Raw genomic sequence first — 22,789 nt, forward strand, 5'->3', positions numbered from 1 at the left:
GGCGGCCGAGTGAGGGGGCGTGGGAGGCGCACGGGACCGGGTGCGGGACGGAAACGTGGGCGCACCGCGGCAGCGGTGCGCGTCAGGGAGGGGAAACGCCGTCAGCCGTGACAGCGGGCAGAGCCCGGGGTGGTACACAGTGCGCTGTTGACGCGGAGGAGGTCGACGGAGCGGTTCGTGCACAGCAGGACGCAGCCCCGGGGCCGCGAAGCGGCTGTCCTCGAAGCTGCGTACATCACTGCCACCGTCACTCTTCCGGCCCGTGGGGCCACGCGCTTACCGAAACGTCATCCGGTCGGGTCGTCACCTGGGGCACCCCACCGCGGAGCGAGGGTTGCCGGTCAGCAAGCCAGGGCTTGTCGCTGACGCTCATGACCTTCTGGGCGCTAGTTAAGACAGGCGCCTGAAGCGCTGTCAATGTGCGTCCGTCAGGTGATACGTGTGCGGGAGCGCCGGCTCCGCATCAACAGGAGGCGGCTGCCGTGCGGTTGGGGACATGTGCCGCCCAGTCGAGGATCTGCACGGCCGCGCCCGCGGCCTCGAGCCCGCGGCAGTGCATGTGATGCCGGCGGGCGATTCCGTCGAGGTCGAGGTGCGGGCCGAAGGCGGGGTGGGCGACCAGTCGACGGGCGTAGGCCCACAGCTGCGGATACCCGGCCACACGGTGCACCGCGGCGGCGTCCAGATGCCAGCGGTGCACGGTGTCGAGCTGCACCAGACTGACCCACAACTCCACGTCGGCGGCCGTGAGTTGGTCGCCCAGAAGGTATTCCTGGTAGGCCAGTCGGCCGTCCAGCGACCGCAGGGTGCGCAGCAGCGAGGTGAGTGCGGCGCCCCGCTCCTCGTCGTCGGCGTCGGCGCGTCCGGCGCGCTGGGCGGTCGCGTCGATGCCCTGGGCGCACAGACGCCGGACGCCCTCGATCTCCCTGCCGGCGCCCTTCGGCCAGAGCCCGGGGCGCCCTCCGCCGAAGCGGCGTGCCAGGTCGCGCATGATGTCCGGGGCGTGTGTGCTGACGATACGGCCCGACCAGTCGTCGCTCAGCACCGGCGCCACGGCCGCTCCGGAGTAGCGATGGGCGCTCGCCTCGTACAGCGGGCGCAGCGCGGAGTGTTCGCCGCCGGGTCCGTCGGGCACTGTGGGCAGCAGGGTGACGGGCAGGACCTCGTCGAGGCCGAGCAGGCTGTGGGTGATGGCGATCCGCAGACAGTCCGGACAGGACGGCGACAGGTGGAGGCGGTAGCGGCGCGGTACGGCGTAGTGGCCGCTGCGGGCGTCGCGGCCGATCCTGCCCCGGAAGGCGGGGGCGGGACGGGCGAGCGGGAGTGCGGTCGGGGCAGGGGCGGACATGTCTCTCCCAGGGGGTTCGGTCGCGCGAGGGTGTGGTGGGTGGCGGCCCACGGGCGGGCGGCGCTCCCCGCATGCGGGGCGGGACGGGACGGGCTTGCGGACCGGGCGCCGCCGGTTCAGCGCAGGGGAGCGGACGCGCTGCAGACACGCAGCAGGTCGATGTGACGGCGGGAGGTCAGAAGGAGGGACTGCCGACGGGTGCGGTGCACACGGCCGAGGGCCGGCTCCAGGCGTCCCATACTTCCCTACCTGTTCACTAGGAAATCCCTACTGGAGTGTCGATCGGGCTCCCGCCGGCGTCAAGAGGGCGGTCCACGGAGCGAGAGCGACGTGCAGATGCGCAATTGGGGTGGATTGGGGTGGTTGGCTCTGTTCTCGGAGCCGTCGATGGACGGCCAGTAGACTGGGGAACCATGGCCGCCTCCCCCGCCCCCGATGACCAGCCCGGACCCGACGGGACGGACAAGGACGGGCTGCTGCCGGCCGAACTGCGCGCCTGGATGCGGCTGCTGGCCGCGGCCGGAACCATCGAGCAGCGACTGCACTCCCAGGTGAAGGACGCCCTCGGGGTCTCCCACGACGAGTTCCTGGTGCTGTGCCTGCTGGCCGACCAGCCGGGCGCGGCCCTGCGGATGACCCGGATCGCCGAGTTGCTGGGCCGCCCCAAGACCCGGCTGACCTACCAGATCGCCTGCCTGAACCATGCGGACCTGGTGGCCCGCCGCTCGGTGTGCGGCGACAAGCGCGGTATCGAGGTCGCCCTCACCGACAAGGGACGGAGACTGCTGCGCGAGGTCTCCCCGGCGCTGGCCGAGACCGTCACGCAGGCCATCCTGGAGATGGTCGACCATCGGGAGTGCGACACACTGCGCGGACTGCTGCCCGAGGCGCCGGAGACCGCCGGGTGACGGCAGGCCCGGACCAGGGCGCCCTTGACAGGCAAAAGTGTGACTGATTGACTACTCACATGCAGAGAGACCGGCCCCGCCAGTTGTCCACCGCCGAGGAGCGCCGCGAGACCGTGCTGCGCACCGCGATCGGGGCGTTCGCCGCGCGTGGCTACTTCGGCACCACCACGGCCGAGGTCGCCAAGGCGGCCGGCATCTCCCAGGCGTACGTCTACCGGCTGTTCCCCAACAAGGAGCTGCTGTTCGTCGCCGTGGTCGAGCAGTGCTTCGTCCAGGTGCGGGCGAGTCTGGAACGGGCGGCGGCCGAGGCCGGGGGAAGCTCCCCCGAGGTGGTGCTCTCGGCCATGGGGGACTCCTACGCCAGGCTCATCAGCAACAACGACCTGATGCTGATCCAGCTGCACGCGCAGGCGGCGGCCGTCTCGGAGCCCGCGGTGCGTGAGGCCGTCCGGCAGGGGTACGCCCGGATGGTGGAGTACGTCCGCGGCGCGTCCGGCGGCAGCGAACAGCAGGTCCAGGACTTCTTCGCCATGGGGATGCTGTGCCATCTGATCGTGTCGATGGGAGCCGACGAGGTGGAAGCCCCTTGGACGCGGACGCTGGCGGCGGGGATCACCCACTACTGAGGCCGAGGCAGTGGCCAATCCCCCTTCCTACCGCCCGCACGCGCCGCTGACCAGCCATTTCCCTGATGTGTTCAGGTTGCTTTCAGGCTGGAGCGCCACTGTGGCAACTCATGCACCAGAAGCCCCAAAACAATGGCAAAGGGCTCTGGGAGAGCAGCGGTTGGGCATGTCATCGTGCGGGCCATGAGCACTGAGCACGTCCTTGATGACCGGCCACCCTCCCGCACCGCGCTACGCCGCATGGCGAACAAGGTGCCGGAAGTTACCGTGTACTTCTGGATCATCAAGGTTCTCACTACGGGCATGGGCGAGACCGCGTCCGACTTTCTCGCGCATCTGCTCGGCCCGATCCCGGCCGTCGGTCTGGGCGGCCTGGCCCTGCTGGTGTCGCTGGTCGCGCAGTTCGCCGTGCGACGGTATGTGGCCTGGGTCTACTGGACCGCCATCGTCATGGTGAGCGTGTTCGGCACGATGGCCGCGGACGTCCTGCATGTGGGCCTCGGCGTCCCCTACACGCTCTCGACGCCTCTCTTCATGGTGGCGCTGGCGGCCATATTCGCCCTCTGGTACGCGAGTGAGCGGACCCTGTCCATCCACAGCATCGACTCCCGCCGCCGCGAGGCGTTCTACTGGGCAACGGTGCTGGCCACGTTCGCCCTCGGCACGGCGGCCGGCGACCTGACCGCGACCATCGGCCTCGGCTACCTGGGTTCCGCCGTCCTGTACGCCGTCGCGATCTGCGTCCCGGCCGTCGCCCACCGCGGGGGTCTGCTGGCCGCGGTGCCCGCGTTCTGGTCCGCGTACGTCATCACCCGCCCGCTCGGCGCCTCCATCGCCGACTGGATGGCCGTCGGTCCGGGCCGTGGCGGTCTGGGCTGGGGCCTGGGCCCGGTCACTCTGTCCTGGACGGTGGCCATCCTCGGCTTCGTGACCTATCTGGCGGTGTCGCGCCGCGACACCGCCGCCGTCTGAGGCGGCACCACCGGGTCACCTCGTCGGCGCGGACCGCAGACGAACCGTGCCGACACCGACGGGCCGCGCGGACGGGTTACGAAACCCCCTCCGCGCGGCCCTTACTGATCATGCGTCAGCTCGTCGCGCGCACGGCGTCGCGGATCAGGGCCGCGACCTCCTTCGGCTCCGAGACGGCGACGGCGTGCGAGGCGCCCGGGAGTTCGACGACGGTCGCCCCGGCCCGCTGCGCACCGAAGCGCTCCACCTCCGGGTTGATCGCCTGGTCCGCACCGGCCACCAGGGCCCAGGACGGCTTGGTCTTCCACGCGGCCGCCGAGGCGGTCTCCGTGAACGCACCGGCTGCCAGCGGACGCTGCGCGACCGCGAGGACCTTCGTGACGTCCGCGGGCACGTCCGCGGCGAAGACCGAGGGGAAGGCGTCCTCGGCGATGGTGACCTCGACCGCCGTGTCGCCCTCCCCGACGGGGTAGGTCCATTCCTTCAGGTTGCTCACCAGCGGGGAGTCGGGGAAGCGGCCCTGCAGCTCGCCGAGGCTCTCGCCCTCCTGCAGGACATAGGCGGCGACGTAGACGAGGCCCACGACGTTCTCCGTGGTGCCGGCCACGGTGATGAGCGCACCGCCGTAGGAGTGGCCGACCAGCACGACGGGGCCGTCGATCTGGGAGGCCACGGAGGCGATGTAGGCGGCGTCGGAGGCGAGACCGCGCAGCGGGTTCGGGGGCGCGACGACCGCGATGCCCTCGCTCTGCAGTTCGGCGATGACCCCGGACCAGCTGGCCGCGTCGGCGAACGCGCCGTGGACCAGGACGACGGTGGGAGTGGAGGTGGTCATGTGTGCTGTCTTTCTCTGGTTCAGGCGGTGTGCAGAGCGGTGTGCAGGGTGCGGACCGCCATGGTGATGGCGGCCTCGGCGCCGTGCGTCTCCCGCAGCGCGTTGAGCATCACGAAGTCGTGGATGACACCCTCGATCCGTACGGCGGTGACGGCGACTCCGGCCTGGCGCAGCTTGCTCGCGTACGCCTCGCCCTCGTCACGCAGCACATCGGCCTCGGCGGTGATGACCAGCGCCGGGGGCAGACCGGCGAGCTGCTCGGTGGTGGCGCGCAGCGGCGAGGCGGTGATCTGGGCGCGCTCGGCCTCGTCGGTCGTGTACTGGTCCCAGAACCACTGCATGCCGTCCCGGCGCAGGAAGTAGCCGGTGGCGAACTGGTGGTAGGAGCCGGTGTCGAAGCTCGCGTCGGTGACCGGGTAGAACAGCACCTGCTGCACCAGCGGCACATCGCCCCGCTCCTTGGCCATCAGCGTCAGCGCCGCGCTCATGTTGCCGCCGACGGAGTCACCGGCCACCGCGATCCGGGTGGCGTCCAGGCCCAAGGACGCGCCCTCCTCCACGACCCACCGCGCCACGGTGTAGTTCTGCTCGATGGCGACCGGGTAGCGCACCTCCGGGGAGAGGTCGTACTCGGGGAAGACCACCGCGGCGTTCGCCCCGACGGCCAGTTCGCGCACCAGGCGGTCGTGGGTGTGGGCGTTGCCGAACACCCAGCCCGCGCCGTGAATGTAGATGATCACCGGCAGCGTGCCCTCGATACCGGCCGGCTTGACGATCCGCGCCCGGACACTGCCCGTCGGACCGCCGGAGACGGTGATCCACTCCTCGTCCACGGCCGGCTTCTCGATCTCACCGGACTGCACCTCGTCGACCGCCTTGCGCCCCTCCGCCGGGGCCAGGTCGAACAGATAGGGCGGATTGGCGGTGGCTTCCGCGAAGGCGGCCGCCGCCGGCTCCAGCACCGGCGTGACGGGCTTGATCAGTTCGACGCCATCGGACATGACTATCTCCTGCGTACCGAGAAGGGTGTTGCTTGTCGTTCAGCACGCTATAACCGGCTGGTGGCCGGTATTTGACCCCGAGCGCACGGCCGGTGTGCCCACAGCGCACGGAATGGTGCCGCACACGGCCCCTGCGGGAAAGGGTCGGGGAATTCCTGTGCACTGTCGGTACGCATTCAGTGCACTCGAAGGCCACCGCATCGCGGGGACCGGTTCTAGCGTGGCGCTCGAAGCAACCGCGGTTCATTCACTCGGTTCGATTCCAGGAGGGTCACAAGGTGTCACCCATGCCGGTCGGGGGGCTGGTTCCCCGCGCCACCGATGACGATGCCGCGGAGCTGGTCGTCCGCAACGCCAAGATTCACACCGGAGATCCGCGCCGCCCCCAGGTGGAGGCGCTGGCCATCCGCGACGGTGTCATCACCGTGGTCGGGGACGACGAGGACATGGCTCCTCACATCGGCGCGCACACGAAGGTGGTGGACGCGCTCGGCCGCCGGGCGGTCCCCGGCCTCAACGATGCCCATCTCCATGTGATCCGCGGGGGGCTCAACTACGTACTGGAGCTGCGCTGGGACGGTGTGCCCACCCTGCGGCAGGGTCTGGCGATGCTGCGTGAGCAGGCCGCGCGCACGCCCAAGGGCCAGTGGGTGCGGGTGGTGGGCGGCTGGTCGGCCGAGCAGTTCGCCGAACGGCGGCTGCCGACCGTCGCGGAGCTGAACGCCGCCGCCCCCGATACCCCGGTGTTCGTGCTGCACCTCTACCAGTCGGCGGTGCTCAACCGGGCGGCGCTCAAGGCCGTCGGCTACACCAAGGACACCCCCGGCCCCAAGGGCGGGCAGATCGTCCGCGGCCGGGGCGGGGAGCCGACGGGCATGCTGCTGGCCGCGCCGAGCGCGCTCATTCTGTACTCGACCCTGGCCAAGGCGCCGGTGCTGGAGGGCGAGGACAAGAAGACCTCGACCCGTCATTTCCTGCGGGAGCTGAACAGGTTCGGACTGACGTCGGCGATCGACGCCGCCGGCGGTTTCCAGAACTTCCCCGAGAATTACAGCACCGTTGTGGAACTGGCCGCGGAAGGCCGCCTTTCCCTGCGTATCGCCTATCACCTCTTCCCGCAGACGGCGGGGCAGGAGATCGACGATCTCACCCGCTGGATAGAAATGGCCGACCCGGCGGACGGTGACGAATGGCTACGGCTCAACGGCGCCGGTGAGAACCTCACCTGGGCGGCCGCCGATTTCGAGAACTTCAACCAGCCCCGCCCGGAACTCGCCCCCGACTACGAGGCGGAGTTCGAGAAGGCCGTCCGGCTGCTCATGGAGAACGGCTGGGGCTTCCGGCTTCACGCGACCTATGACGAGACCATCCGCCGTGACCTCGCGGTGTTCGAGAAGCTCGCCGCAGAAGGGCTCTTCCCGGCCGGCAACCGCTGGCTGTTCGACCACGCGGAGACGGTGTCCGCGGACAGCCTGGACAGGGTCGTGGCCCTCGGTGGCGCGATGTCCGTGCAGAATCGTCTCTCCTTCCAGGGCGAGGCGTTCCTGCGCCGCTACGGTCCCGGCGCCGCCGCGGTCGCCCCGCCGATCCGGTCCATGCTGGAACGCGGACTGACGGTGGCCGCCGGCACGGACGCCACCCGGGTCTCCACGTACAACCCCTGGGTCGCCCTGCACTGGCTGGTCAGCGGCCGTACCGTCGGTGATCTGGTGCTGCACCCGGCGTCGAGCCGCATCGACCGGCACACCGCCCTCGCGATGTTCACCCGCGCGGGTGCCGCGCTGACCGGCGAGGAGGAGGTCAAGGGAGTGCTGCGACCCGGCTGTTACGGGGACCTCGCGGTGCTGTCCGACGACTACTTCACCGTGCCGGAGGCGGAGATCCCGCACATCGAGTCGCTGCTGACCGTCACCGGCGGCCGGATCGTCTACGCCGCCGCCGAGTACGAGGGCCTGGACGAGGAACTGCCCCCGGTCAGCCCCGCATGGAGCCCGGTGGCGCACTTCGGCGGCTACCAGGCGGCGCCCCGGGCCGGTCTCTCGGGCGCCCGCCAGGCCGAGTTGCTCGGACAGGCCGCCGTCGAGTCGGAGCAGCACCGGCAGTGGCGCGTACGGCGCGGCCTCACGGCCGACACCGCGAGCGCCCCCTTCGACCCCTGCTTCGACCTCTAGAACTCCCGGGCGGGGCTGGGCCCCGAGCCGCCCCTCCCGGGACACCACCCCCGCTTCCGTCCGCCGTACGGACGGTGCTTCGCGGCGCGGACGACCGTCCGCACCACTCCTCATGGAAAGGTCCTCCCATGGTCGACACCTCCGAGGTCACCGCGGCTCCCAGCCCGGACCTGCTGACCCCCGACAACTGCGCGGTGCTCTTCGTGGACCACCAGCCACAGATGTTCTTCGGGACCGGCAGCGGCGACCGCACCGCGATCATCAACGCCACCGTAGGCCTGGCCAAGGCCGCCAAGGTGTTCGATGTCCCGGTGGTCCTGAGCACCGTGGCCGCCGAGTCATTCTCGGGCCCGATCATGCCGCAGCTGCCGGCCGTCTTCCCCGACCACAAGATCATCGACCGCACCTCGATGAACGCCTGGGAGGACGTCGTCTTCGTCGAGGCCGTCAAGGCGACCGGTCGCAAGAAGCTCGTGATCGCGGGCCTGTGGACCGAGGTCTGTGTCGTGCTGCCCACGCTCTCCGCTCTCGCCCAGGGCTACGAGGTGTACGTCGTCACGGACGCGTCCGGCGGTGTCACCCCGCAGGCGCACGAGCACGCCGTCCAGCGCATGATCCAGGCCGGCGCGGTTCCGGTCACCTGGGTGCAGGTGCTGCTGGAGCTCCAGCGCGACTGGGCGCGGACGGAGACGTACGGCCCCGTCACGGACGTGGTCAAGGAGAACGGCGGCGCCTACGGCCTCGGCATCGTGTACGCGCAGGCCGTCATCGGCGCGCACGCCGCGGGCTGACCCCCCTCCGACACAGTAAGGACGAGTCAGGAACAGGCAGGAGCACGATGAACACTGGACTGCTGCTTCTCCGGCTGGCGGTGGGCCTTCTCATCGCCGGTCACGGGGTGCAGAAGGTGAGTTACCACCTCGGAGGCCACGGCTTGGCAGGCGGTACGGAGGAGTTCCGTCACGACGGGTTCCGTGGCGGCCGGCTGACCGCGCTCGTCGCGGGAGGCAGCCAGATCGGTGCCGGCCTGTTCCTGACCGCCGGTCTGCTCACCCCGCTGGCCGCCATGGGCGCGATGGGCGTGATGACCGTGGCAGCCACCGTCAAATGGTCCAAGGGGCTGTGGGTGCAGAACGACGGCTACGAGTACCCGCTCGTCCTCGTCGTCGTCTCCGCGGCGCTCGCCCTGACCGGCCCGGGCCAGTGGTCCCTCGACCACGCCCTGGGCATCACGTCCTGGCCGGTGTGGATCGCCATCGCCGTGATCGTGATCGGTCCGCTGAGCGGACTGCTCACCCGGGTGGTGCTGCACCAGCCGTCCCCCACCGTGGAAGGGGCACCGCATGCGCGGGCTGCTGACTGACGCCTACCATACGCTCGTCCCGCCGCGGGGCGAGCGCCATGGCCCCCTGCCTCCGCTGATGCTCACCCTGACGGTGGTGACCGGGCTGGTCGACGCCGTGAGCTACCTCGGTCTCGGCCATGTCTTCGTCGCCAACATGACGGGCAACGTGGTCTTCCTGGGGTTCGCGCTGGCGGGCGCCCCGAACCTGTCCGCGGCGGCCTCCGTCGTCTCGCTGGCGTCGTTCCTCGTGGGCGCGCTGACCGGCGGCCGGCTCGGCACGCGGTTCGCGAATCACCGGGGCAATCTGCTGAAGACGGCCACGGCCGTGCAGACGGTCCTCGTCGCCGTCACCGTGGCCGTCACCGCGATCGGCGACGGCAAGGTCACCACCGGCGTCGAGTACACGTTGGTGGTCTTCCTCGGGCTCGCCATGGGCCTGCAGAACGCGGTGGCCCGGCGTCTCGGCGTTCCGGACCTCACCACGACCGTGCTCACGCTGACCCTGACCGGGCTGGCCGCGGACTCGGCCCCCGCAGGTGGTGCGGCGCCCCGGCCGGGCCGCCGGATCCTGTCGGTGCTGGCCATGTTCCTCGGCGCCTTCATCGGGGCCCAGCTCCTGCTGCACGTCCATCTCGTCCTGGCCCTGGGGCTCGCCCTGGCGCTGCTCGCGGTCACCTCCGTGGCCACGCACCGCCTGTCGTCCGACGACGCCGACTGGGTCCGGGCGCAGTCCTGAGGCCGGGCCGTCACGGCCGGGGCACCTCTCGTGGAACACCGAAGTCCCCCTCGCCGAGGGGGACTTCGGCACATCCGCATCAGGTCCCGACGGCCCGCTCGCCCTCGCCCACGGATTCCCGCCAGGGACGGGGGGACATCCCGAGGAACCTTCGGCCGTTCGCTTCGAGTACGGCGGCGTCGATGCCGTGCTCCACCGGGAATCCGACCGGGTCGGGCTGCGCCATCTCGAAGGGATAGTCGCTGCCGCAGACGATCCGCTCGAGCGAGGCATGGGACCGCAGCAACCGCAGGACCTCCGGATCGTGGGTGATCGTGTCGAAATAGAGGAGGCCGAAGGACTCCGCGGGCGGACGGGTGCTGCCCCGGTGCACATCGGCGCGAGAGCGCCAACCGTGCCCCCACCGCCCCAGCAACAAGGGTGCGCAGCCCCCGCCGTGGACGAAGCAGATGCGCAGGTCGGGGAGTTCCTCCAGGACCCCGCCCAGGAGGGTCGCGGCCACGGCGGTCGTCGTCTCCACGGGATTGCCGATCAGGTTGACCAGGTAGTGGTGGCCCCATTCGGGGCGCGGCAGCTGCATGGGGTGGACGAGGACGGACAGGCCCAGTCCGGCGGCGATGCCGAGGATCTCCCGTGGGGCGTCTCGGTCGAAGGACCGGCCGTCGACCACCGGAGGTACGGCGACGCCCGCGACGCCCTCCGCGGCTGACAGCCGGGTCAGCTCCCGTCGGGCTGCGTCCACGTCGTCCAGCCGGACCAGTCCGAGCCCGACAAGTGTTCCGTCCGTGCCGGACACGGCGCCCGCGAGCTGTTCGTTGTAGGAGGCGACGTACTCGTCCGCCTCGGCGGGGGCGTGCATGGGGAAGGCGAAGGGCGGTGCGGAGATGACGCGTGCTCCGAGCCCGGCCTTCAGGGTGTCGGTCACGATGACGTCGATGTCGGTCATGGCCGCGGTCGGGAACGTCAACCGGCTGTCGCCCAGGAAGAGTTCGCCGTCGCGGTCGTGCATCCCGCCGAGCGGGTTTCCGGGCGGGAGGGCGAGCAGGTCGCGTGGCAGCCAATGGGCGTGGACGTCGATGACTCCGGCGCGCAGGGCACCGTTCATGGTGTTCTCCTCGATCGGCCCCGGGGAGCGGCGCTCATCCGGGGCTCGTGTGTGTCAGGCCGTGGCCCGGCGCTGTTCCCGGGCCGCGCGCTCGACGGCACGCCGGATGGGCCCGTAGCCGGTGCAGCGGCAGATGTTGGACCCGACCACGTGGTCCATGGCCTCCGGGTGGTCGGCGAGGTCGGGATCGGCGTCGAGCGCTCCGGCGGCCACCATGAGGAACCCGGGGGTGCAGAAGCCGCACTGGAGGGCGTGTTCGGCCGAGAACGCCCGCTGCAGCGGGTGGGGTTCGCCGTCAAGGCCGGCGAGGCCCTCCACCGTGCGGAGGGAGCGGCCGTCGGCCTGCGCGGCCAGCACCAGGCACGAGCGGATCGGCTCGCCGTCCATGAGGATCGAGCAGGCTCCGCAGATGCCGTGTTCGCACCCCAGGTGCGTGCCCGTGAGTCCGAGGTCGTCGCGCAGGACGTCGGCGAGCAGTCGGCGGGGCTCGACGTCGAGGGAGTGGTCGGTGCCGTTCACCTTGAGCGTGATCTTCATCGCTGGTCTCCCTCTCGTGCGGCGCGGCGGGCACGCTGGTCCTTCGCTGCTTCGCGGAGCGTTCGTGCGACCAGGACGGCGATGATGCGCCGCTTGTAGTCGACGTCGGCGAACGGTTCGGGCAACGGCGCCGCGTCCTGCTCGGCGGCGATACGGCCGGCCCGGGCGAACGGATGGTCGTCGGGTACCCGGGGCCCCGACGGGAGCGAGCCGAGTTCGGCGCCGCGCAGGGCGTGTTCCGCGGCCCGGGCCCGCACCGGACGGTCGGCCGAGTTGACCAGTCCGATCCGTACGTCGCTGATCACGCCGTCGTCGACCGTGAGGGTCGTCCCGACGGCGGCCTGGGCGAAGCAGAAGTGTGTCCGGCGGTGCTCGATGAAGCTCGCGCCGGTGTTCTCGCCGAGCAGCGGCAGGCGTACGGCGGTGATGAGTTCCTGCGGCCGGCGGGCGGTCAGGAACGGCCCGAGGAAGTAGTCGCCGGCGGCGACGGACCGGACCCCCTCGGGTCCGGCCAGCTCCACGGTGGCGTCCAGGGCGGTGCCGACGGCGCACCACTCCGAGGCGGGATGGGCCCAGCCGTAGCTGCCGACCATGGTCCCGCGGGAACGGATGGGCGGATGGGCGATGTTGACCACGGCCTGGGCCAGCAGTGTGCCCAGCGGGCCGGGCACGGCATCGGGCGATTCGAAGGCCGCGTGCCGGACCAGGGCACCGACGCGCAGTTCGTCGCCCTCGACGCTCATACCGTCGAGCTCCGGGATCCGATTGATGTCGACGACGAGTTCCGGCTGGACGCGTTCCAGATGCATCTCCAGGATCAGGCTCTGTCCGCCGGCGATGACCTGGGCCGTGCGCTCGGTGTCGCCGAGTGCCCCGACGGCCTCGGCGACCGTGCGGGGCACCACGTAGTCGAAGGTTGCGGGCTTCACCGGTCGCCTTCCTCGTTCGTCGAGACGCGCAGCGCGCGCAGGATGCTGTCGGGGGTGAGCGGCATCTGCAGCAGACGGGGATCGACGTGCGGCAGGGCGTCGGCCACGGCGTTGGCGATGGCGGCCGGGGTGCCGATGCAGCCCGACTCCCCCGCTCCTTTGGCACCCAGGGGGGAGTTGGGGCTCGGGGTGTGGGTGTCCTTGACCTCGATGGGCGGGACTTCCGTGAACGTCGGGAGCAGATAGTCCAGGAACCCGCCGGCCAGGTGCGGTACGCCGTCGTCGTTGAACTGCATGCCTTCGTAGAGGGCTTGGCCGATGCCCTGCAGGGCCGATCCGTACGCCTGGCCGTGCACCACCGCGGGGTTGAGAATCACGCCGCAGTCGTCGACGGCCACGAGTTGCAGGATGTTCACGGTGCCCAGGTCCGGATCCACCTCGGTCACTGCCGCGTGCGCTCCGAAGGGAAACGCCTGGCCGGTCTCGAACCGGCCCTCGACGCGCAACGGCCCGGTGTGCTTCACCAGTTCGCCGAGGCCCATCAGGGGTGTGCCGTTGTGGGCGGTGTGCACGCAGCCGTCCGTCCACTCGATCCGGTCGACCGGCAGATCCCACAGCCCCGCCGCCCGGTTGCGGGCCTGGTCGATCAGGAGGTTCGCCAGGTGCTGGAACAGAGCGCCGTCGATCTGCGCCGAGCGGCTGGCGAACGAGCCCAGTCCTTCGGGCTGTTCGTCGGTGTCGCCCTCGATGAGGCGCACCTGGGTCTCCGGGACTCCGAGGAACTTGGCGATCAGTGCGGGGAAGACCGTCTCGTGTCCCTGGCCGCTGGGCGCCGCACCGCACCGCGCGACGACCTGGCCGTCCTCGTCGACCTGAAGACTGCCGAACTCGTGCAGACCGCCGGTCTCGCCGCCGGAGCGCTCCACATAGCAGGAGACTCCGATACCCAGCGGAAAGGCGTCCGGGTCCGTGCGGCGGCGGGCCTGCTCCGCACGCCACTTCTCATGGTTGAGCGTCTGAAGGGCCAGATCCAGGGCGGCGGCGTAGTTCCCGCTGTCGTAGACGCGTCCGACCGGTGTCTCGTACGGGAAGGCGTCCGGCGGGATGAAGTTGCGCCGCCGCAGCTCGATCGGGTCCATCCCGAGCCGCCGGGCGAGCAGGTCCATGCTCCGCTCGATCGCGATCGCCGCCTCGGGGCGTCCGGCGCCCCGGTACGGATAGGTCACCATGGTGTTGGTGAGCACCGAGCGCAGGGTCGCGTGGACGTGCGGGGTGGTGTAGGCGCCGGCCGCCATCCACGCCGTCTGCATGGGCAGTCCGGCGCCGAGGTGCGGATAGGCGCCGACATCGGCGTCGATCGACAACGCATAGGCGAGAAGCCGTCCGTCGGCGTCGGCGGCGAGCCGGACGGTCTGGTCCTGCCCCCGGCCCCGGGTGGCGACGAGCATGGACTCCCGGCGGTCCTCGATCCAGCGGACCGGTCGCCCGAGCCGCAGGGCCAGGTAGGCGACGGTCACGAACTCGGGGAACGCGGCGCTCTTCGACCCGAAGGCGCCTCCCGTGTCCGGCACGACGACCCGGATCCGGTCGGCGGGCCGGCCGAGCAGCGCGGCGAGTTCACGGCGCAGCCGGTGCGGCATCTGGTGCCCCGACCACACCGTCAGCCGGTCCCCCTCCGGTACGGCGAGGATCGTGCGGCATTCCATGGGGCTGGGCATCAGCAGCTGCTGCCGGTACGTGGCCTCGACGACGGCCGCGGCGTCTTCCCAGACGGAGGGGTCGATGGGCGCTCCCGCCTCGCCCCGCAGAACGACGTTGGTCTTCCCGTCGAACAATTGGACGGAGTCTGCCAGCGCCGCGGACGGTGTCACCACGGCGGGCAGGGGATCGATCGTGACGGTGACCTCGGCGACGCCGTCCTCGGCCCGGTACCGGTCCTCTCCGAGAACGACGGCCAGGGCCTCGCCCGGATAGCGCACCCGGTCCTTCACGAGTGCGGGCCACTCCCGGCCGGCCACGGCCTCCTCCGTGGAGAGTCGCGCCAGCAGGGTGTACGGCACCGCGGGCAGCTCCGGCAGATCCGCCGCGGACCAGGCGCCGACCACTCCGGACACGGCACGGGCCGCCGTGCAGTCGACCTCGCGCAGCACGCCGTGCGCGACTTCGCTTCTCACGAACGCGGCGTCCAGACAACCCGGCACTCTGATATCAGCGACGTACCGGCCTTTTCCGGTAAGAAGTCGTTCGTCCTCACGTCTGGTCCATTTCTCCACAACAACACCTCGATCGTGTCTTTGCGGGAACAGGTGAACAGAAGTCGATCCGCACCGAACGGGGTACGGAATTCTCACTCGTCACGCTCACCATTGCCATCGCCATTGCCATCGCTGTGCGACCGTTTCCAGGAATGGCGACCGAGGCCGCTCAGCCTGCTTCCACGGTAATCATGGTCGACGCGCGGGACGAGTTGTGAGGGGAGACTGTGCACTGTGGGGACGAAGGCGTGCGCTGGGCGGACAGGCCGCCCGGCCGGGGGAGCCGGGCGGCACAGGGGTCAGCCGAGTTCCGTGTCCAGCCAGGCGAGGACCTCGGGCGTCACCGGGTCGGTGATGTCGGCGAACTCCTCGTGCTTCTTCAGGAACTTCGCCACGTAGGGGCAGACCGGCACGATCCGCATCCCCTGGGCGCGCACATCGGTCAGCGCCTCCTGGACCAGCCGGCCGGCCAGGCCCTGGCCGGCGAAGGCCTCGTCGACCTCGGTGTGGTAGAAGACGCGCTGTGCGCCCCGGTCGCGGTACGCGGTCAGACCGGCGCGCTTGCCGTCGACCAGGATCTCGTAGCGGTGCCTGGCGTCTGCCCGCTCGACGACCGGAGCGGTGGAGGGCTGGCTCATGGGGGTGCCTTTCGACTGTTTGTCGGCTCTTTCGGCTGTGCGTCCGCGCTTTTGACCGCGTGTCCGTGCCTTCGACGGTACGTCAGTCGCGCGGCGGATTCTTGCGCGGCGTGATGATGGAATTCGGCAGGGCGGGCGCGGGAAGCCGGTTCCCCGGATATCCCTCGACGGCGCCGAAGCGGTCGGATTCGTTCTCCCAGTCCGCACGTGCCTCGACGATATCGCCGTGACTGCGGCCGATGAAATTCCACCACATGACGATCTCCTCCTCGAAGGGAGTTCCGCCGAGCAGCACCGTACGCGCGGGCTCCCCCGACTCGTTCGTCAGGGTCAGCGTGTCGGTTCCGGGGTGGACATAGGCCAACTCCGCGGGACGCAGGCGCACATCGGCCACCCGCACATCCCCCTGGTCGACGAGAAGACCGTGCTCGAAGCCGGGGTCGACGGCGAGGGTGACCGTCGCGTGGGGCTGGAGGACGATCTCGGCGCCGAGCAGCGGTGTGAAGGTCCGCACCGGGGACGACACTCCGGCCAGGCTGCCGAGGAAGACCCTGATCTCGGCCCCGTCGACCCGCAGAGGCTCGGGCACATGGTGCTGGAAGTCCCGCTCGGTGTGCCGGTGTTCCTCGGGCAGCGCCACCCACAGCTGGACGCCGTGCAGGACCGTGGTGCGCGGGGTGGAGACCTCCGAGTGGCAGATGCCGTGCCCGCCCGTCATGAGGTTCAGCTCGCCGGGCTTGACGAGGGCGTGGCTGCCCAGGCTGTCGCGATGCTCGATCTCCCCGCTGAACAGCCAGCTCACCGTCTGCAGCCCGGTGTGCGGATGGGGGGCGACATCCATGCCGCCGGTCGCTGCGACATCGTCGGGTCCGTAGTGATCGGCGAAGCACCAGGCCCCGATCAGGGTCCGGGCCCGCTGGGGCAGGGTGCGCCGCACGGTCATCGCCCGGGGGCCGCCGAGCGGTACGTCGCGCGCGGTGATCACATCGACCCGCGGCCCCTGTGCCGGCTGCCCGCGGTCCGCTGCCGCCCGGCAGCGAACCTCGACCGGTTCTGTTTCGACGTTGCTCACCGTGACCGCCTCCCGCTCTTCCATAATGGTTTTACATTAAACAACTATCGTCCTGATCATAGGACGATGACGGTGTCACGTACACGACGGAACGACGGGCCGGAAGCGGCCGCCGAAGGAGTCCCGAGTTGACCACCCCCACAACGCACCCCGCCCACCAGCGCATCTTCCTCGACAAGCAGAGCCCTTCGGCCTACCGGGCGCTGGTCGGGACCTCGGAGGCAGTGCACGCCGCCGCCGCCGAGGCGGGACTCGAACGAACCCTCGTCGAGCTGATCAACCTCCGTGTGTCCCAGATCAACGGGTGCGCGTACTGCCTCAACGTACACACCCGGGCCGCCCAGCACGCCGGCGATACCCCGCAGCGGCTCGGGGTGCTGGCGGCCTGGCGCGACACCGAACTCTTCACGCGCGAGGAGCGCGCGGCACTCGCGCTGGCCGAGGCCACCACCGAGCCGAGGGACGCCGCCGCCCAGGAAACCTCGTACGAAGAGGCCCGGCAGGTGCTCACGGACGACCAGATCTCCGCGGTGATCTGGGTGGCGATCACCATCAACGCGTTCAACCGGCTCTCGATCATGAGCAAGCACCCCGTGCGCCGGCTCGACGGCCAAAACCGCACGATCATCTCCGGGCGAGATGACTGACATCCAAAACCATCTCCCGGAACGAGGAAGCAACGGGAGCCGCCGAGCGCTTGGTCCCCGTGAGAGCACCGAGGAAGCTGCTCGAACCACCGCAAGGCGTCTCCCCGAGCCGGCCCCGGCCGACTCCGTTCCCGAAGAAGGTCCCGTGTCCCAGTCGTCCGCTCTGCGCACGTCCCGTAGCACCGAGACCACCGGCCAGGCCGCCCATGGCGTCCCGGGCTGGCTGGTCGCACTGCTCGCCGTCGCCTCCGGAATGACGGTCGCCAATCTCTACTACGCCCAGCCGCTGCTGTCGTCGCTGCGCGACGTCTTCCACATCAGCACGGCCACCGCGGGCGTACTGATCACGCTCACCCAGGTCGGCTACGTCATCGGCATGCTCTTCCTGGTCCCGCTCGGCGACCGGCTGGAGAAGCGCGGACTGATCACCGTGCTGCTGACGGTGACCACCCTGGCCCTGGTGGCGGCCGGCCTCGCGACCAGCTTCCCCATGCTGCTGGCCGCCTCCCTGATCAGCGGGGCCACCTCCGTCGTCGCCCAGATCCTGGTCCCCTTCGCTGCGAGCCTCGCCCCCGACCACGCCCGCGGCCGGATCGTCGGCCGGGTGATGAGCGGACTGCTCACCGGCATCCTGCTCTCCCGGACGCTGAGCAGCCTGGTCTCCGACCTCGCCGGCTGGCGCGTCGTCTACCTCGGCTCGGCGGTTCTGATGGCCCTCCTGGCCGTGGCCCTGCGTGCCGCACTGCCCCAGCACGCACCCACCACCTCCGTGCCCTACCACCATGTGCTGCGCTCCACCGTGCGCCTGGTGCGCACCCACCCCGCACTGCTGCGCCGAGGCCTGTACCAGGCCGCCCTGTTCGGTTCCTTCAGCGCCTTCTGGACCACCGTCTCCTACGTCCTTACCGGTCCCCGCTTCCACTACTCCCCCATCGGCGTCGGCATCTTCGCCCTCGTCGGAGCCGCCGGAGCCGCCATCGCCCCGCTCGCCGGACACTGGGCCGACCGCGGGCTGACCCGGCCCCTCACGGGCGTCGCGTTCGCCGTCGCCGCCCTGGCCTTCGCCGTCGCGGGCTTCGGAGGACACAGCATCGTCCTGCTCGCCCTGGCCGCCATCGCCATCGACATGGCCGTACAGACCACGCTGATCCTCGGCCAGCACACCGTCTACCAGCTGGACAACCCGCCCGCACCCAGCCCCCTAGGGTCGTCATGAACCACACGAACGGTCGCTGACAGGGGGCGCCATGCGACAGATTCCCTCCGGTGCCGCGCACGAGCGCTCGATCACCTTCCCGCTGGAGGTCGATGTCACCGTCGCCGCAGCTCGGCCGGTACCACTGCCGGCCGAGCTGCGGTACGACCGGAGCGACCCGTATGCGGTGCGCCTGTCCCTGGGCACCCACTCCCCCCTCACCGTCGACTGGGTGTTCGCCCGCTCGCTCCTCGCCGACGGCCTTCGGGTGCCCGCGGGGATCGGGGACGTCCTGGTCGTTCCGCGGCACCGCTGCCGTCCGGAGGCGATCCGCATCGTCCTCAGATCGCGGACCGGGTCGGCGGTCCTGGAGATCGCGGAGTCCGCGGTGACCGCCTTTCTGCGGCAAACCGAGGCGGTGGTGCCGCAGGGCTGCGAGCACCACCACATCGACCTGGACGACGTCGTCGCGCGGCTGACGGCGGGCGGCGACTGAGCGCCGTGCGGTCAGCGGAGCGCCGCGAGGGCCGGCTCCATGGCCCGGTGGAACGTCGGATAGGTGTAGATCATGTGCCGCAGCCGCTCGACCGGGACTTCCGCGTGGACGGCGACATTGAGCCCGTACAGCAGCTCGCCCCCGGCGGGCCCCGCCGAGGTCGCACCGACCAGGACCGCCCGGTCGGCGTCCTCGACCAGCTTGATGAACCCGTCGCCGCCCGGTCCGTGGATCCACCCACGGGTCGAGGAGGCGTTCGGCAGGACCGCGGTCCGCACCCGCAGGCCCCGCTCGCGGGCCTGGCGCTCGGTGAGTCCCACGGCGGCGATCTCGGGATCGGTGAACGTCACACGGGGCAGGGCCCGGTAGTCCGCGTCGGGACCCGGCGTGCCGAGAATGTCCCGGGTCGCGATCTGGGCCTCGTACATCGACACATGGGTGAAGGCACCGTGTCCGGTGATGTCGCCGACCGCCCACAGCCCCTCGGCCGCCCGCATCTGGCCGTCCGTGGGCACGGCGTGCGCGGCCGGGTCCAGTCCCGCCGCCTCGACGCCCAGCGCGGCAAGGTCGGCATGACGCCCGGTGGCGACGAGGAGCCGCTCGGCACGCAGGGGCTCCCGCTCGTCGTCGAGAAGCACGGTGAACGCGGTGCCGTCATGGCTCACCTGACGCGCCCGGGCACCGGTGAGCACGGCCACGCCGTCGGCCCGCAGGGCCCTCGCGGCCAGCTCCCCGGCCTCCGGTTCCTCCTGCGACAGCAGCCGGTCCTGGCCCTCGACGATGGTGACCCGGCAGGTGAAGCGAGCGAAGACCTGAGCCACCTCGACCCCGATGGCGCCCCCGCCGAGGACGATCATCGACGTCGGCAGCTCCCGCGCGGCCATGGCGTCGCGGTTGGTCCAGTACGGCGTGGAGCCGAGGCCGGGCACCGGTGGGATCCGGGGCCGGCTGCCCGTGGCGAGGACGACACCGCGCCGGGCGTCGAACGTGCGGTCGCCGACCGTCACCTGCCGCGGGCCCGTCAGGCGCCCTCTTCCGCGCACCAGCCGTCCGCCCTTGGCCACGAGGCGGTCGGCCGCGACCTGGTCGTTCCAGTCGTCGGTGGCTTCGTCCCGGATGCGTCCGGCGACCCGGGTGAAGTCCGGGACCACCTTCGCGTCCCCGGCGAGAGCGGCGACGCGCCGCGCCTCGGCGAGCGTGTTCCCGGCCCGGATCATCATCTTGCTGGGCACACATCCCCAGTAGGGGCACTCCCCGCCGACGAGTTCGGCCTCGATCCCCACCACGTCCAGCCCCGCCTCGGCGAGCGTGCCCGCGAGGTACTCGCCGCCCGGTCCCAGCCCGACGACGACCACGTCCGCCTGCTCGTTCATACAGATGCCTTCCTGTCCCTACGGTTGGTGGTGCGATCCGGACGGTTGTCTGTACGATCCGGCGGCCACCGAGGCTAGGGCTGCGGGGGACGGGTCCGGTGTCCCTGAGCGCACCACTGTGAGCCCGAGAGCGAACGCCCGTGCGCGGACGGCGGGTTCGGTGCGCTCACGGGCAGCATCACATGCGCTGCCGGGCAAGGGACGGCCCGCTGGGGCACCTAACGTCGCCTGCATACCCACAGCACGGCACCGCAGGAGGCGCTTCATGACCACCAGCTCCAAGCCCACGAGCAGCCAGCCCTGGCTGCATCAGAAGGGCGAGATCATCCAGGAGTTCGGCACCGTCAAGCAGTTCCCCCTCGGCCTCTCCTACGACGCCCGGATGTACGCCTGCCAGCGCCTGAACCAGGTCCTGGCCGACACGCAGATCCTCTACAGCCTCTACAAGAAGCACCACTGGCTGCTGCGCGGCGCGACCTTCTACCAGCTGCATCTGCTCCTGGACAAGCACGCCGGGGAACAGCTGGAACTCGTCGACACCCTCGCCGAACGGGTGCAGACCCTGGGCGGCGTAGCGGTCGGCGACCCGCGGCACGTCGCCGAGATCACCTCGATCCCGCGTCCGCCGGACGGCGTGGAGGAGGTCCCGGCGATGCTCTCGCGGCTGCTGGAGGCGCACGAGACGATCCTGGTGGACGCCCATGACGGCGCCGCCCGGACCGCCGAGCTGGGCGACGACGGCACCAACGACCTGCTGGTCTCCCAGGTGATCCGCACCGGCGAACTGCAGGCCTGGTTCCTGGCCGAGCACCTGGTCGACACTCCCCTGGTCCGCTCCTGAACGGAGCGGGCATGGTCCGGTGTCCCCGCCCGGCGGGGACATGGGACCGCCGCCCGTCCGCGTACCATGCGACGAAGATCGTCGCCGGATCGGACGGGCGGGGCACCACCGGGAGCGCATGATGGACCTGCGGCAGATGGAAGTCGTCGTCGCGGTGGCGGACACGGGCGGGTTCACGGCCGCGGCGAGGCAACTGCATGTCGTCCAGTCCGCCGTCTCCGGCACGGTGCGGGCGCTCGAACGCGAGCTGGGCACCCTCCTGTTCACCCGCACCACGCACCGGGTGGCCCTCACCCCCGCCGGGGAGGCCTTCGTGCCCGCCGCCCGCGTCACGCTCCGGGCCGCCGAACTCGCCCGCGAGGCGGTCGACGCGGCCAAGGGGGAGCTGCGCGGCCAGGTCACCGTGGGCATCATGCAGGGCGTCTGGGCGGGACTGCACCAGGCCCTGGCCGAGCTGCGCGCGGAGCACCCGGGCGTGGTGCTCCGGCTGCGGCAGGCACCCGTGGCCGACATCCGGCAGGCCCTGCGCGAGGGCACGGTGGACCTGGCCGTGGTGGCGCTGGACCGCCAGCAGCAACGGGGGCTGGTGACCCGGCTGCTGTCCCGCGAGGCGATGGTCCTGGTGGCCTCACCCCGGCGGCGGCTGGACACGGGGCCCGGGGAGGCCACGGTCACCTGGCCGGACGTCGCCCGGCTGCCGCTGGTCGACTTCACCCCCGGCTGGGCCATCCGCTACGCGGTCGACCGGGCCGCGCGCGCCGCCGGTGTGGAGCGCGGTACGACCTTCGAGGTCAACGACATCGTCGCGGCGGCCGAGCTGGTCCGCCACGACCTGGGCGTGTGCATCATGCCCCCGTCCATCGCCTCGCACTTCCCGGACCTGGACCGTTACCGCTTCGACCGGCACGCGCCGACCTGGCAGGTCATGGTGGTACGGCCCCCCGGCGAGCCTCCCGCGGCCGTCGCGGCGCTGCTGCGGCACATCACCTGACCCCGCCGGTGTCCCGGGCCGCGCGGCTACCCGTCCGTGTGACTTGTGTCTGACCTGGAGTGACACGCGCACCACGCGAGCCGTTGACCGTACGATCAGGCAATGCCTGACACGACCGAAACCACGCCCGGCTGGCTGTCTCCCGACGACCTCGAGCTGGCACGTGCCCGTATGCCGATCCTGTACGTGGAAGCCGTGCCCGTGCGCGTCGACGACAGCGGTGAAGTCACCAGCGTCGGACTGCTGTTGCGGATAGGGCCAGACGGAACCGTCAGCCGTACGCTCGTCTCCGGGCGGGTGCTGCACCACGAACGGGTGAGGGACGCGCTGCTGCGCCATCTGGAGAAGGACCTCGGACCGGTGGCACTCCCCCGCGTCCCGTCCTCCCTCCAGCCCTTCACCGTCGCGGAGTACTTCCCGACCCAGGGGATCACGCCGTTCCACGATCCCCGCCAGCACGCGGTGGCCCTCGCCTACATCGTCCCGGTGGCCGGGGACTGCCGTCCCCGTCAGGACGCCCTCGACCTGGAGTGGTTCAGCCCCCAGGAAGCGTCCTCGGCCGTGGTCCAGAGCGACATGCCGGGAGGTCAGGGCGTCCTCCTCAAGCAGGCCCTGGCCCATGTCGGCTGTCTGCTCTGAACGACACGCCGGCGATACCGTCCGCCGCATCCCTTCCGTCCGGCCCCTGGGGCACAGGTCCGGACGGAAGGGGCGGGACGTCCGGCCAGTCGCCCATGGCCCGCACATGCGGTTCATAGGCGGTTCACC

24 protein-coding genes and 1 riboswitch are annotated in these 22,789 nt (G+C 70.9%); of the genes, 13 read left to right on the plus strand and 11 right to left on the minus strand.

Going from position 1 to position 22,789, the window contains the following annotated elements; translation table 11 throughout:
* Positions 1-267: 267 nt before the first annotated feature.
* A riboswitch (SAM riboswitch) is annotated at positions 268-377 on the minus strand.
* Between the two features lie 86 nt (positions 378-463).
* Both AB0L95_RS17375 and AB0L95_RS17380 read right to left on the minus strand, forming a co-directional pair.
* Positions 464-1,348 (minus strand): glutathione S-transferase C-terminal domain-containing protein, encoded by an 885-nt coding sequence (locus AB0L95_RS17375; RefSeq protein ID WP_365162529.1) that lies wholly within the window; start codon positions 1,346-1,348, stop codon positions 464-466.
* A gap of 116 nt (positions 1,349-1,464) precedes the next feature.
* On the minus strand, positions 1,465-1,587 hold the full coding sequence (locus AB0L95_RS17380) for a hypothetical protein (protein ID WP_365162530.1): 123 nt from the start codon (positions 1,585-1,587) through the stop codon (positions 1,465-1,467).
* A 174-nt stretch (positions 1,588-1,761) separates the two neighbouring features.
* Here AB0L95_RS17380 and AB0L95_RS17385 point away from each other — a divergent pair, with 174 nt between their 5' ends.
* The 3 genes from AB0L95_RS17385 to AB0L95_RS17395 all read left to right on the plus strand — a co-directional run bounded on the left by AB0L95_RS17385 (position 1,762) and on the right by AB0L95_RS17395 (position 3,854).
* Positions 1,762-2,256, plus strand: a complete 495-nt coding sequence (locus AB0L95_RS17385; protein ID WP_365162531.1) for a MarR family transcriptional regulator — start codon at positions 1,762-1,764, stop codon at positions 2,254-2,256.
* A gap of 59 nt (positions 2,257-2,315) precedes the next feature.
* A complete protein-coding gene (locus AB0L95_RS17390; RefSeq protein ID WP_365162532.1) occupies positions 2,316-2,882 on the plus strand; it encodes a TetR/AcrR family transcriptional regulator in 567 nt (188 codons plus the stop codon).
* A gap of 183 nt (positions 2,883-3,065) precedes the next feature.
* On the plus strand, positions 3,066-3,854 hold the full coding sequence (locus AB0L95_RS17395) for a hypothetical protein (protein ID WP_365162533.1): 789 nt from the start codon (positions 3,066-3,068) through the stop codon (positions 3,852-3,854).
* Between the two features lie 115 nt (positions 3,855-3,969).
* Here the strand turns inward: AB0L95_RS17395 and AB0L95_RS17400 are convergent, their stop codons facing one another.
* Both AB0L95_RS17400 and AB0L95_RS17405 read right to left on the minus strand, forming a co-directional pair.
* Positions 3,970-4,689 carry an alpha/beta hydrolase gene (locus AB0L95_RS17400; protein WP_365162534.1) on the minus strand — a complete coding sequence of 240 codons (720 nt, stop codon included), beginning with the start codon at positions 4,687-4,689 and terminating at the stop codon, positions 3,970-3,972.
* 20 nt (positions 4,690-4,709) lie between these two features.
* Positions 4,710-5,690, minus strand: coding sequence for an alpha/beta hydrolase (locus AB0L95_RS17405; RefSeq protein ID WP_365162535.1), 981 nt, complete (start codon positions 5,688-5,690; stop codon positions 4,710-4,712).
* A gap of 287 nt (positions 5,691-5,977) precedes the next feature.
* Here AB0L95_RS17405 and AB0L95_RS17410 point away from each other — a divergent pair, with 287 nt between their 5' ends.
* From AB0L95_RS17410 to AB0L95_RS17425, 4 genes are all read left to right on the plus strand, one after another.
* The gene (locus tag AB0L95_RS17410; protein WP_365162536.1) at positions 5,978-7,861 is read left to right on the plus strand and encodes an amidohydrolase; all 1,884 of its coding nucleotides are present in this window, start codon (positions 5,978-5,980) and stop codon (positions 7,859-7,861) included.
* Between the two features lie 128 nt (positions 7,862-7,989).
* Positions 7,990-8,652: a hydrolase gene (locus AB0L95_RS17415; RefSeq protein ID WP_365162537.1), complete on the plus strand. Its 663-nt coding sequence runs from the start codon at positions 7,990-7,992 to the stop codon at positions 8,650-8,652.
* A gap of 47 nt (positions 8,653-8,699) precedes the next feature.
* On the plus strand, positions 8,700-9,224 hold the full coding sequence (locus AB0L95_RS17420) for a DoxX family protein (protein ID WP_365162538.1): 525 nt from the start codon (positions 8,700-8,702) through the stop codon (positions 9,222-9,224).
* On the plus strand, positions 9,205-9,942 hold the full coding sequence (locus AB0L95_RS17425) for a YoaK family protein (RefSeq protein ID WP_365162539.1): 738 nt from the start codon (positions 9,205-9,207) through the stop codon (positions 9,940-9,942). The genes AB0L95_RS17420 and AB0L95_RS17425 overlap by 20 nt, the downstream gene beginning before the upstream one ends.
* A gap of 79 nt (positions 9,943-10,021) precedes the next feature.
* Here AB0L95_RS17425 and AB0L95_RS17430 read toward each other — a convergent pair whose 3' ends face one another.
* From AB0L95_RS17430 to AB0L95_RS17455, 6 genes are all read right to left on the minus strand, one after another.
* Positions 10,022-11,047, minus strand: a complete 1,026-nt coding sequence (locus AB0L95_RS17430) for an amidohydrolase family protein (protein WP_365162540.1) — start codon at positions 11,045-11,047, stop codon at positions 10,022-10,024.
* Positions 11,048-11,101: 54 nt separating this feature from the next.
* Positions 11,102-11,584, minus strand: a complete 483-nt coding sequence (locus AB0L95_RS17435; protein ID WP_365162541.1) for a (2Fe-2S)-binding protein — start codon at positions 11,582-11,584, stop codon at positions 11,102-11,104.
* A complete protein-coding gene (locus AB0L95_RS17440) occupies positions 11,581-12,513 on the minus strand; it encodes an FAD binding domain-containing protein (RefSeq protein WP_365162542.1) in 933 nt (310 codons plus the stop codon). The genes AB0L95_RS17435 and AB0L95_RS17440 overlap by 4 nt, the downstream gene beginning before the upstream one ends.
* Complete coding sequence (locus tag AB0L95_RS17445; protein WP_365162543.1) at positions 12,510-14,687, minus strand: xanthine dehydrogenase family protein molybdopterin-binding subunit; 2,178 nt, start codon at positions 14,685-14,687, stop codon at positions 12,510-12,512. Before AB0L95_RS17445 ends, AB0L95_RS17440 begins: the two co-directional genes overlap by 4 nt.
* A gap of 380 nt (positions 14,688-15,067) precedes the next feature.
* Positions 15,068-15,406 carry a GNAT family N-acetyltransferase gene (locus AB0L95_RS17450; RefSeq protein WP_365162544.1) on the minus strand — a complete coding sequence of 113 codons (339 nt, stop codon included), beginning with the start codon at positions 15,404-15,406 and terminating at the stop codon, positions 15,068-15,070.
* An 82-nt stretch (positions 15,407-15,488) separates the two neighbouring features.
* Positions 15,489-16,478 carry a pirin family protein gene (locus AB0L95_RS17455; RefSeq protein WP_365162545.1) on the minus strand — a complete coding sequence of 330 codons (990 nt, stop codon included), beginning with the start codon at positions 16,476-16,478 and terminating at the stop codon, positions 15,489-15,491.
* A gap of 128 nt (positions 16,479-16,606) precedes the next feature.
* Here AB0L95_RS17455 and AB0L95_RS17460 point away from each other — a divergent pair, with 128 nt between their 5' ends.
* The 3 genes from AB0L95_RS17460 to AB0L95_RS17470 all read left to right on the plus strand — a co-directional run bounded on the left by AB0L95_RS17460 (position 16,607) and on the right by AB0L95_RS17470 (position 18,816).
* On the plus strand, positions 16,607-17,125 hold the full coding sequence (locus tag AB0L95_RS17460; RefSeq protein ID WP_365162546.1) for a carboxymuconolactone decarboxylase family protein: 519 nt from the start codon (positions 16,607-16,609) through the stop codon (positions 17,123-17,125).
* 145 nt (positions 17,126-17,270) lie between these two features.
* Complete coding sequence (locus AB0L95_RS17465; protein ID WP_365162547.1) at positions 17,271-18,341, plus strand: MFS transporter; 1,071 nt, start codon at positions 17,271-17,273, stop codon at positions 18,339-18,341.
* Positions 18,342-18,372: 31 nt separating this feature from the next.
* Positions 18,373-18,816 carry an SsgA family sporulation/cell division regulator gene (locus AB0L95_RS17470; RefSeq protein WP_365162548.1) on the plus strand — a complete coding sequence of 148 codons (444 nt, stop codon included), beginning with the start codon at positions 18,373-18,375 and terminating at the stop codon, positions 18,814-18,816.
* Positions 18,817-18,827: 11 nt separating this feature from the next.
* On the opposite strand, the gene AB0L95_RS17475 is transcribed toward AB0L95_RS17470, so the two are convergent.
* A complete protein-coding gene (locus tag AB0L95_RS17475; RefSeq protein ID WP_365162549.1) occupies positions 18,828-20,189 on the minus strand; it encodes an NAD(P)/FAD-dependent oxidoreductase in 1,362 nt (453 codons plus the stop codon).
* A gap of 265 nt (positions 20,190-20,454) precedes the next feature.
* On the opposite strand from AB0L95_RS17475, the gene AB0L95_RS17480 reads away from it, so the two are divergent.
* The 3 genes from AB0L95_RS17480 to AB0L95_RS17490 all read left to right on the plus strand — a co-directional run bounded on the left by AB0L95_RS17480 (position 20,455) and on the right by AB0L95_RS17490 (position 22,660).
* Entirely contained in the window at positions 20,455-21,030 is a 576-nt protein-coding gene (locus AB0L95_RS17480; protein ID WP_365162550.1) for a DNA starvation/stationary phase protection protein, read from the plus strand.
* A gap of 118 nt (positions 21,031-21,148) precedes the next feature.
* Positions 21,149-22,021, plus strand: coding sequence for a LysR family transcriptional regulator (locus AB0L95_RS17485; protein ID WP_365162551.1), 873 nt, complete (start codon positions 21,149-21,151; stop codon positions 22,019-22,021).
* 102 nt (positions 22,022-22,123) lie between these two features.
* A complete protein-coding gene (locus AB0L95_RS17490; RefSeq protein ID WP_365162552.1) occupies positions 22,124-22,660 on the plus strand; it encodes an NUDIX hydrolase family protein in 537 nt (178 codons plus the stop codon).
* Positions 22,661-22,789 lie beyond the last annotated feature (129 nt).

It is taken from the genome of Streptomyces sp. NPDC052036 (assembly GCF_040680495.1).
In the GTDB taxonomy this organism is placed as follows: Bacteria; Actinomycetota; Actinomycetes; order Streptomycetales; family Streptomycetaceae; genus Streptomyces.

What these genes read in the sequence shown, in the direction of transcription:
- AB0L95_RS17485 (WP_365162551.1), top strand. Translation starts at nt 21,149, where the DNA reads ATGATGGACCTGCGGCAGATGGAAGTCGTCGTCGCGGTGGCGGACACG.
- AB0L95_RS17405 (WP_365162535.1), bottom strand. Translation starts at nt 5,690, where the DNA reads ATGTCCGATGGCGTCGAACTGATCAAGCCCGTCACGCCGGTGCTGGAG.
- AB0L95_RS17435 (WP_365162541.1), bottom strand. Translation starts at nt 11,584, where the DNA reads ATGAAGATCACGCTCAAGGTGAACGGCACCGACCACTCCCTCGACGTC.
- AB0L95_RS17380 (WP_365162530.1), bottom strand. Translation starts at nt 1,587, where the DNA reads ATGGGACGCCTGGAGCCGGCCCTCGGCCGTGTGCACCGCACCCGTCGG.
- AB0L95_RS17450 (WP_365162544.1), bottom strand. Translation starts at nt 15,406, where the DNA reads ATGAGCCAGCCCTCCACCGCTCCGGTCGTCGAGCGGGCAGACGCCAGG.
- AB0L95_RS17490 (WP_365162552.1), top strand. Translation starts at nt 22,124, where the DNA reads ATGCCTGACACGACCGAAACCACGCCCGGCTGGCTGTCTCCCGACGAC.
- AB0L95_RS17470 (WP_365162548.1), top strand. Translation starts at nt 18,373, where the DNA reads ATGCGACAGATTCCCTCCGGTGCCGCGCACGAGCGCTCGATCACCTTC.
- AB0L95_RS17390 (WP_365162532.1), top strand. Translation starts at nt 2,316, where the DNA reads ATGCAGAGAGACCGGCCCCGCCAGTTGTCCACCGCCGAGGAGCGCCGC.
- AB0L95_RS17420 (WP_365162538.1), top strand. Translation starts at nt 8,700, where the DNA reads ATGAACACTGGACTGCTGCTTCTCCGGCTGGCGGTGGGCCTTCTCATC.
- AB0L95_RS17400 (WP_365162534.1), bottom strand. Translation starts at nt 4,689, where the DNA reads ATGACCACCTCCACTCCCACCGTCGTCCTGGTCCACGGCGCGTTCGCC.
- AB0L95_RS17475 (WP_365162549.1), bottom strand. Translation starts at nt 20,189, where the DNA reads ATGAACGAGCAGGCGGACGTGGTCGTCGTCGGGCTGGGACCGGGCGGC.
- AB0L95_RS17430 (WP_365162540.1), bottom strand. Translation starts at nt 11,047, where the DNA reads ATGAACGGTGCCCTGCGCGCCGGAGTCATCGACGTCCACGCCCATTGG.
- AB0L95_RS17375 (WP_365162529.1), bottom strand. Translation starts at nt 1,348, where the DNA reads ATGTCCGCCCCTGCCCCGACCGCACTCCCGCTCGCCCGTCCCGCCCCC.
- AB0L95_RS17410 (WP_365162536.1), top strand. Translation starts at nt 5,978, where the DNA reads ATGCCGGTCGGGGGGCTGGTTCCCCGCGCCACCGATGACGATGCCGCG.
- AB0L95_RS17385 (WP_365162531.1), top strand. Translation starts at nt 1,762, where the DNA reads ATGGCCGCCTCCCCCGCCCCCGATGACCAGCCCGGACCCGACGGGACG.
- AB0L95_RS17395 (WP_365162533.1), top strand. Translation starts at nt 3,066, where the DNA reads ATGAGCACTGAGCACGTCCTTGATGACCGGCCACCCTCCCGCACCGCG.
- AB0L95_RS17425 (WP_365162539.1), top strand. Translation starts at nt 9,205, where the DNA reads ATGCGCGGGCTGCTGACTGACGCCTACCATACGCTCGTCCCGCCGCGG.
- AB0L95_RS17480 (WP_365162550.1), top strand. Translation starts at nt 20,455, where the DNA reads ATGACCACCAGCTCCAAGCCCACGAGCAGCCAGCCCTGGCTGCATCAG.
- AB0L95_RS17415 (WP_365162537.1), top strand. Translation starts at nt 7,990, where the DNA reads ATGGTCGACACCTCCGAGGTCACCGCGGCTCCCAGCCCGGACCTGCTG.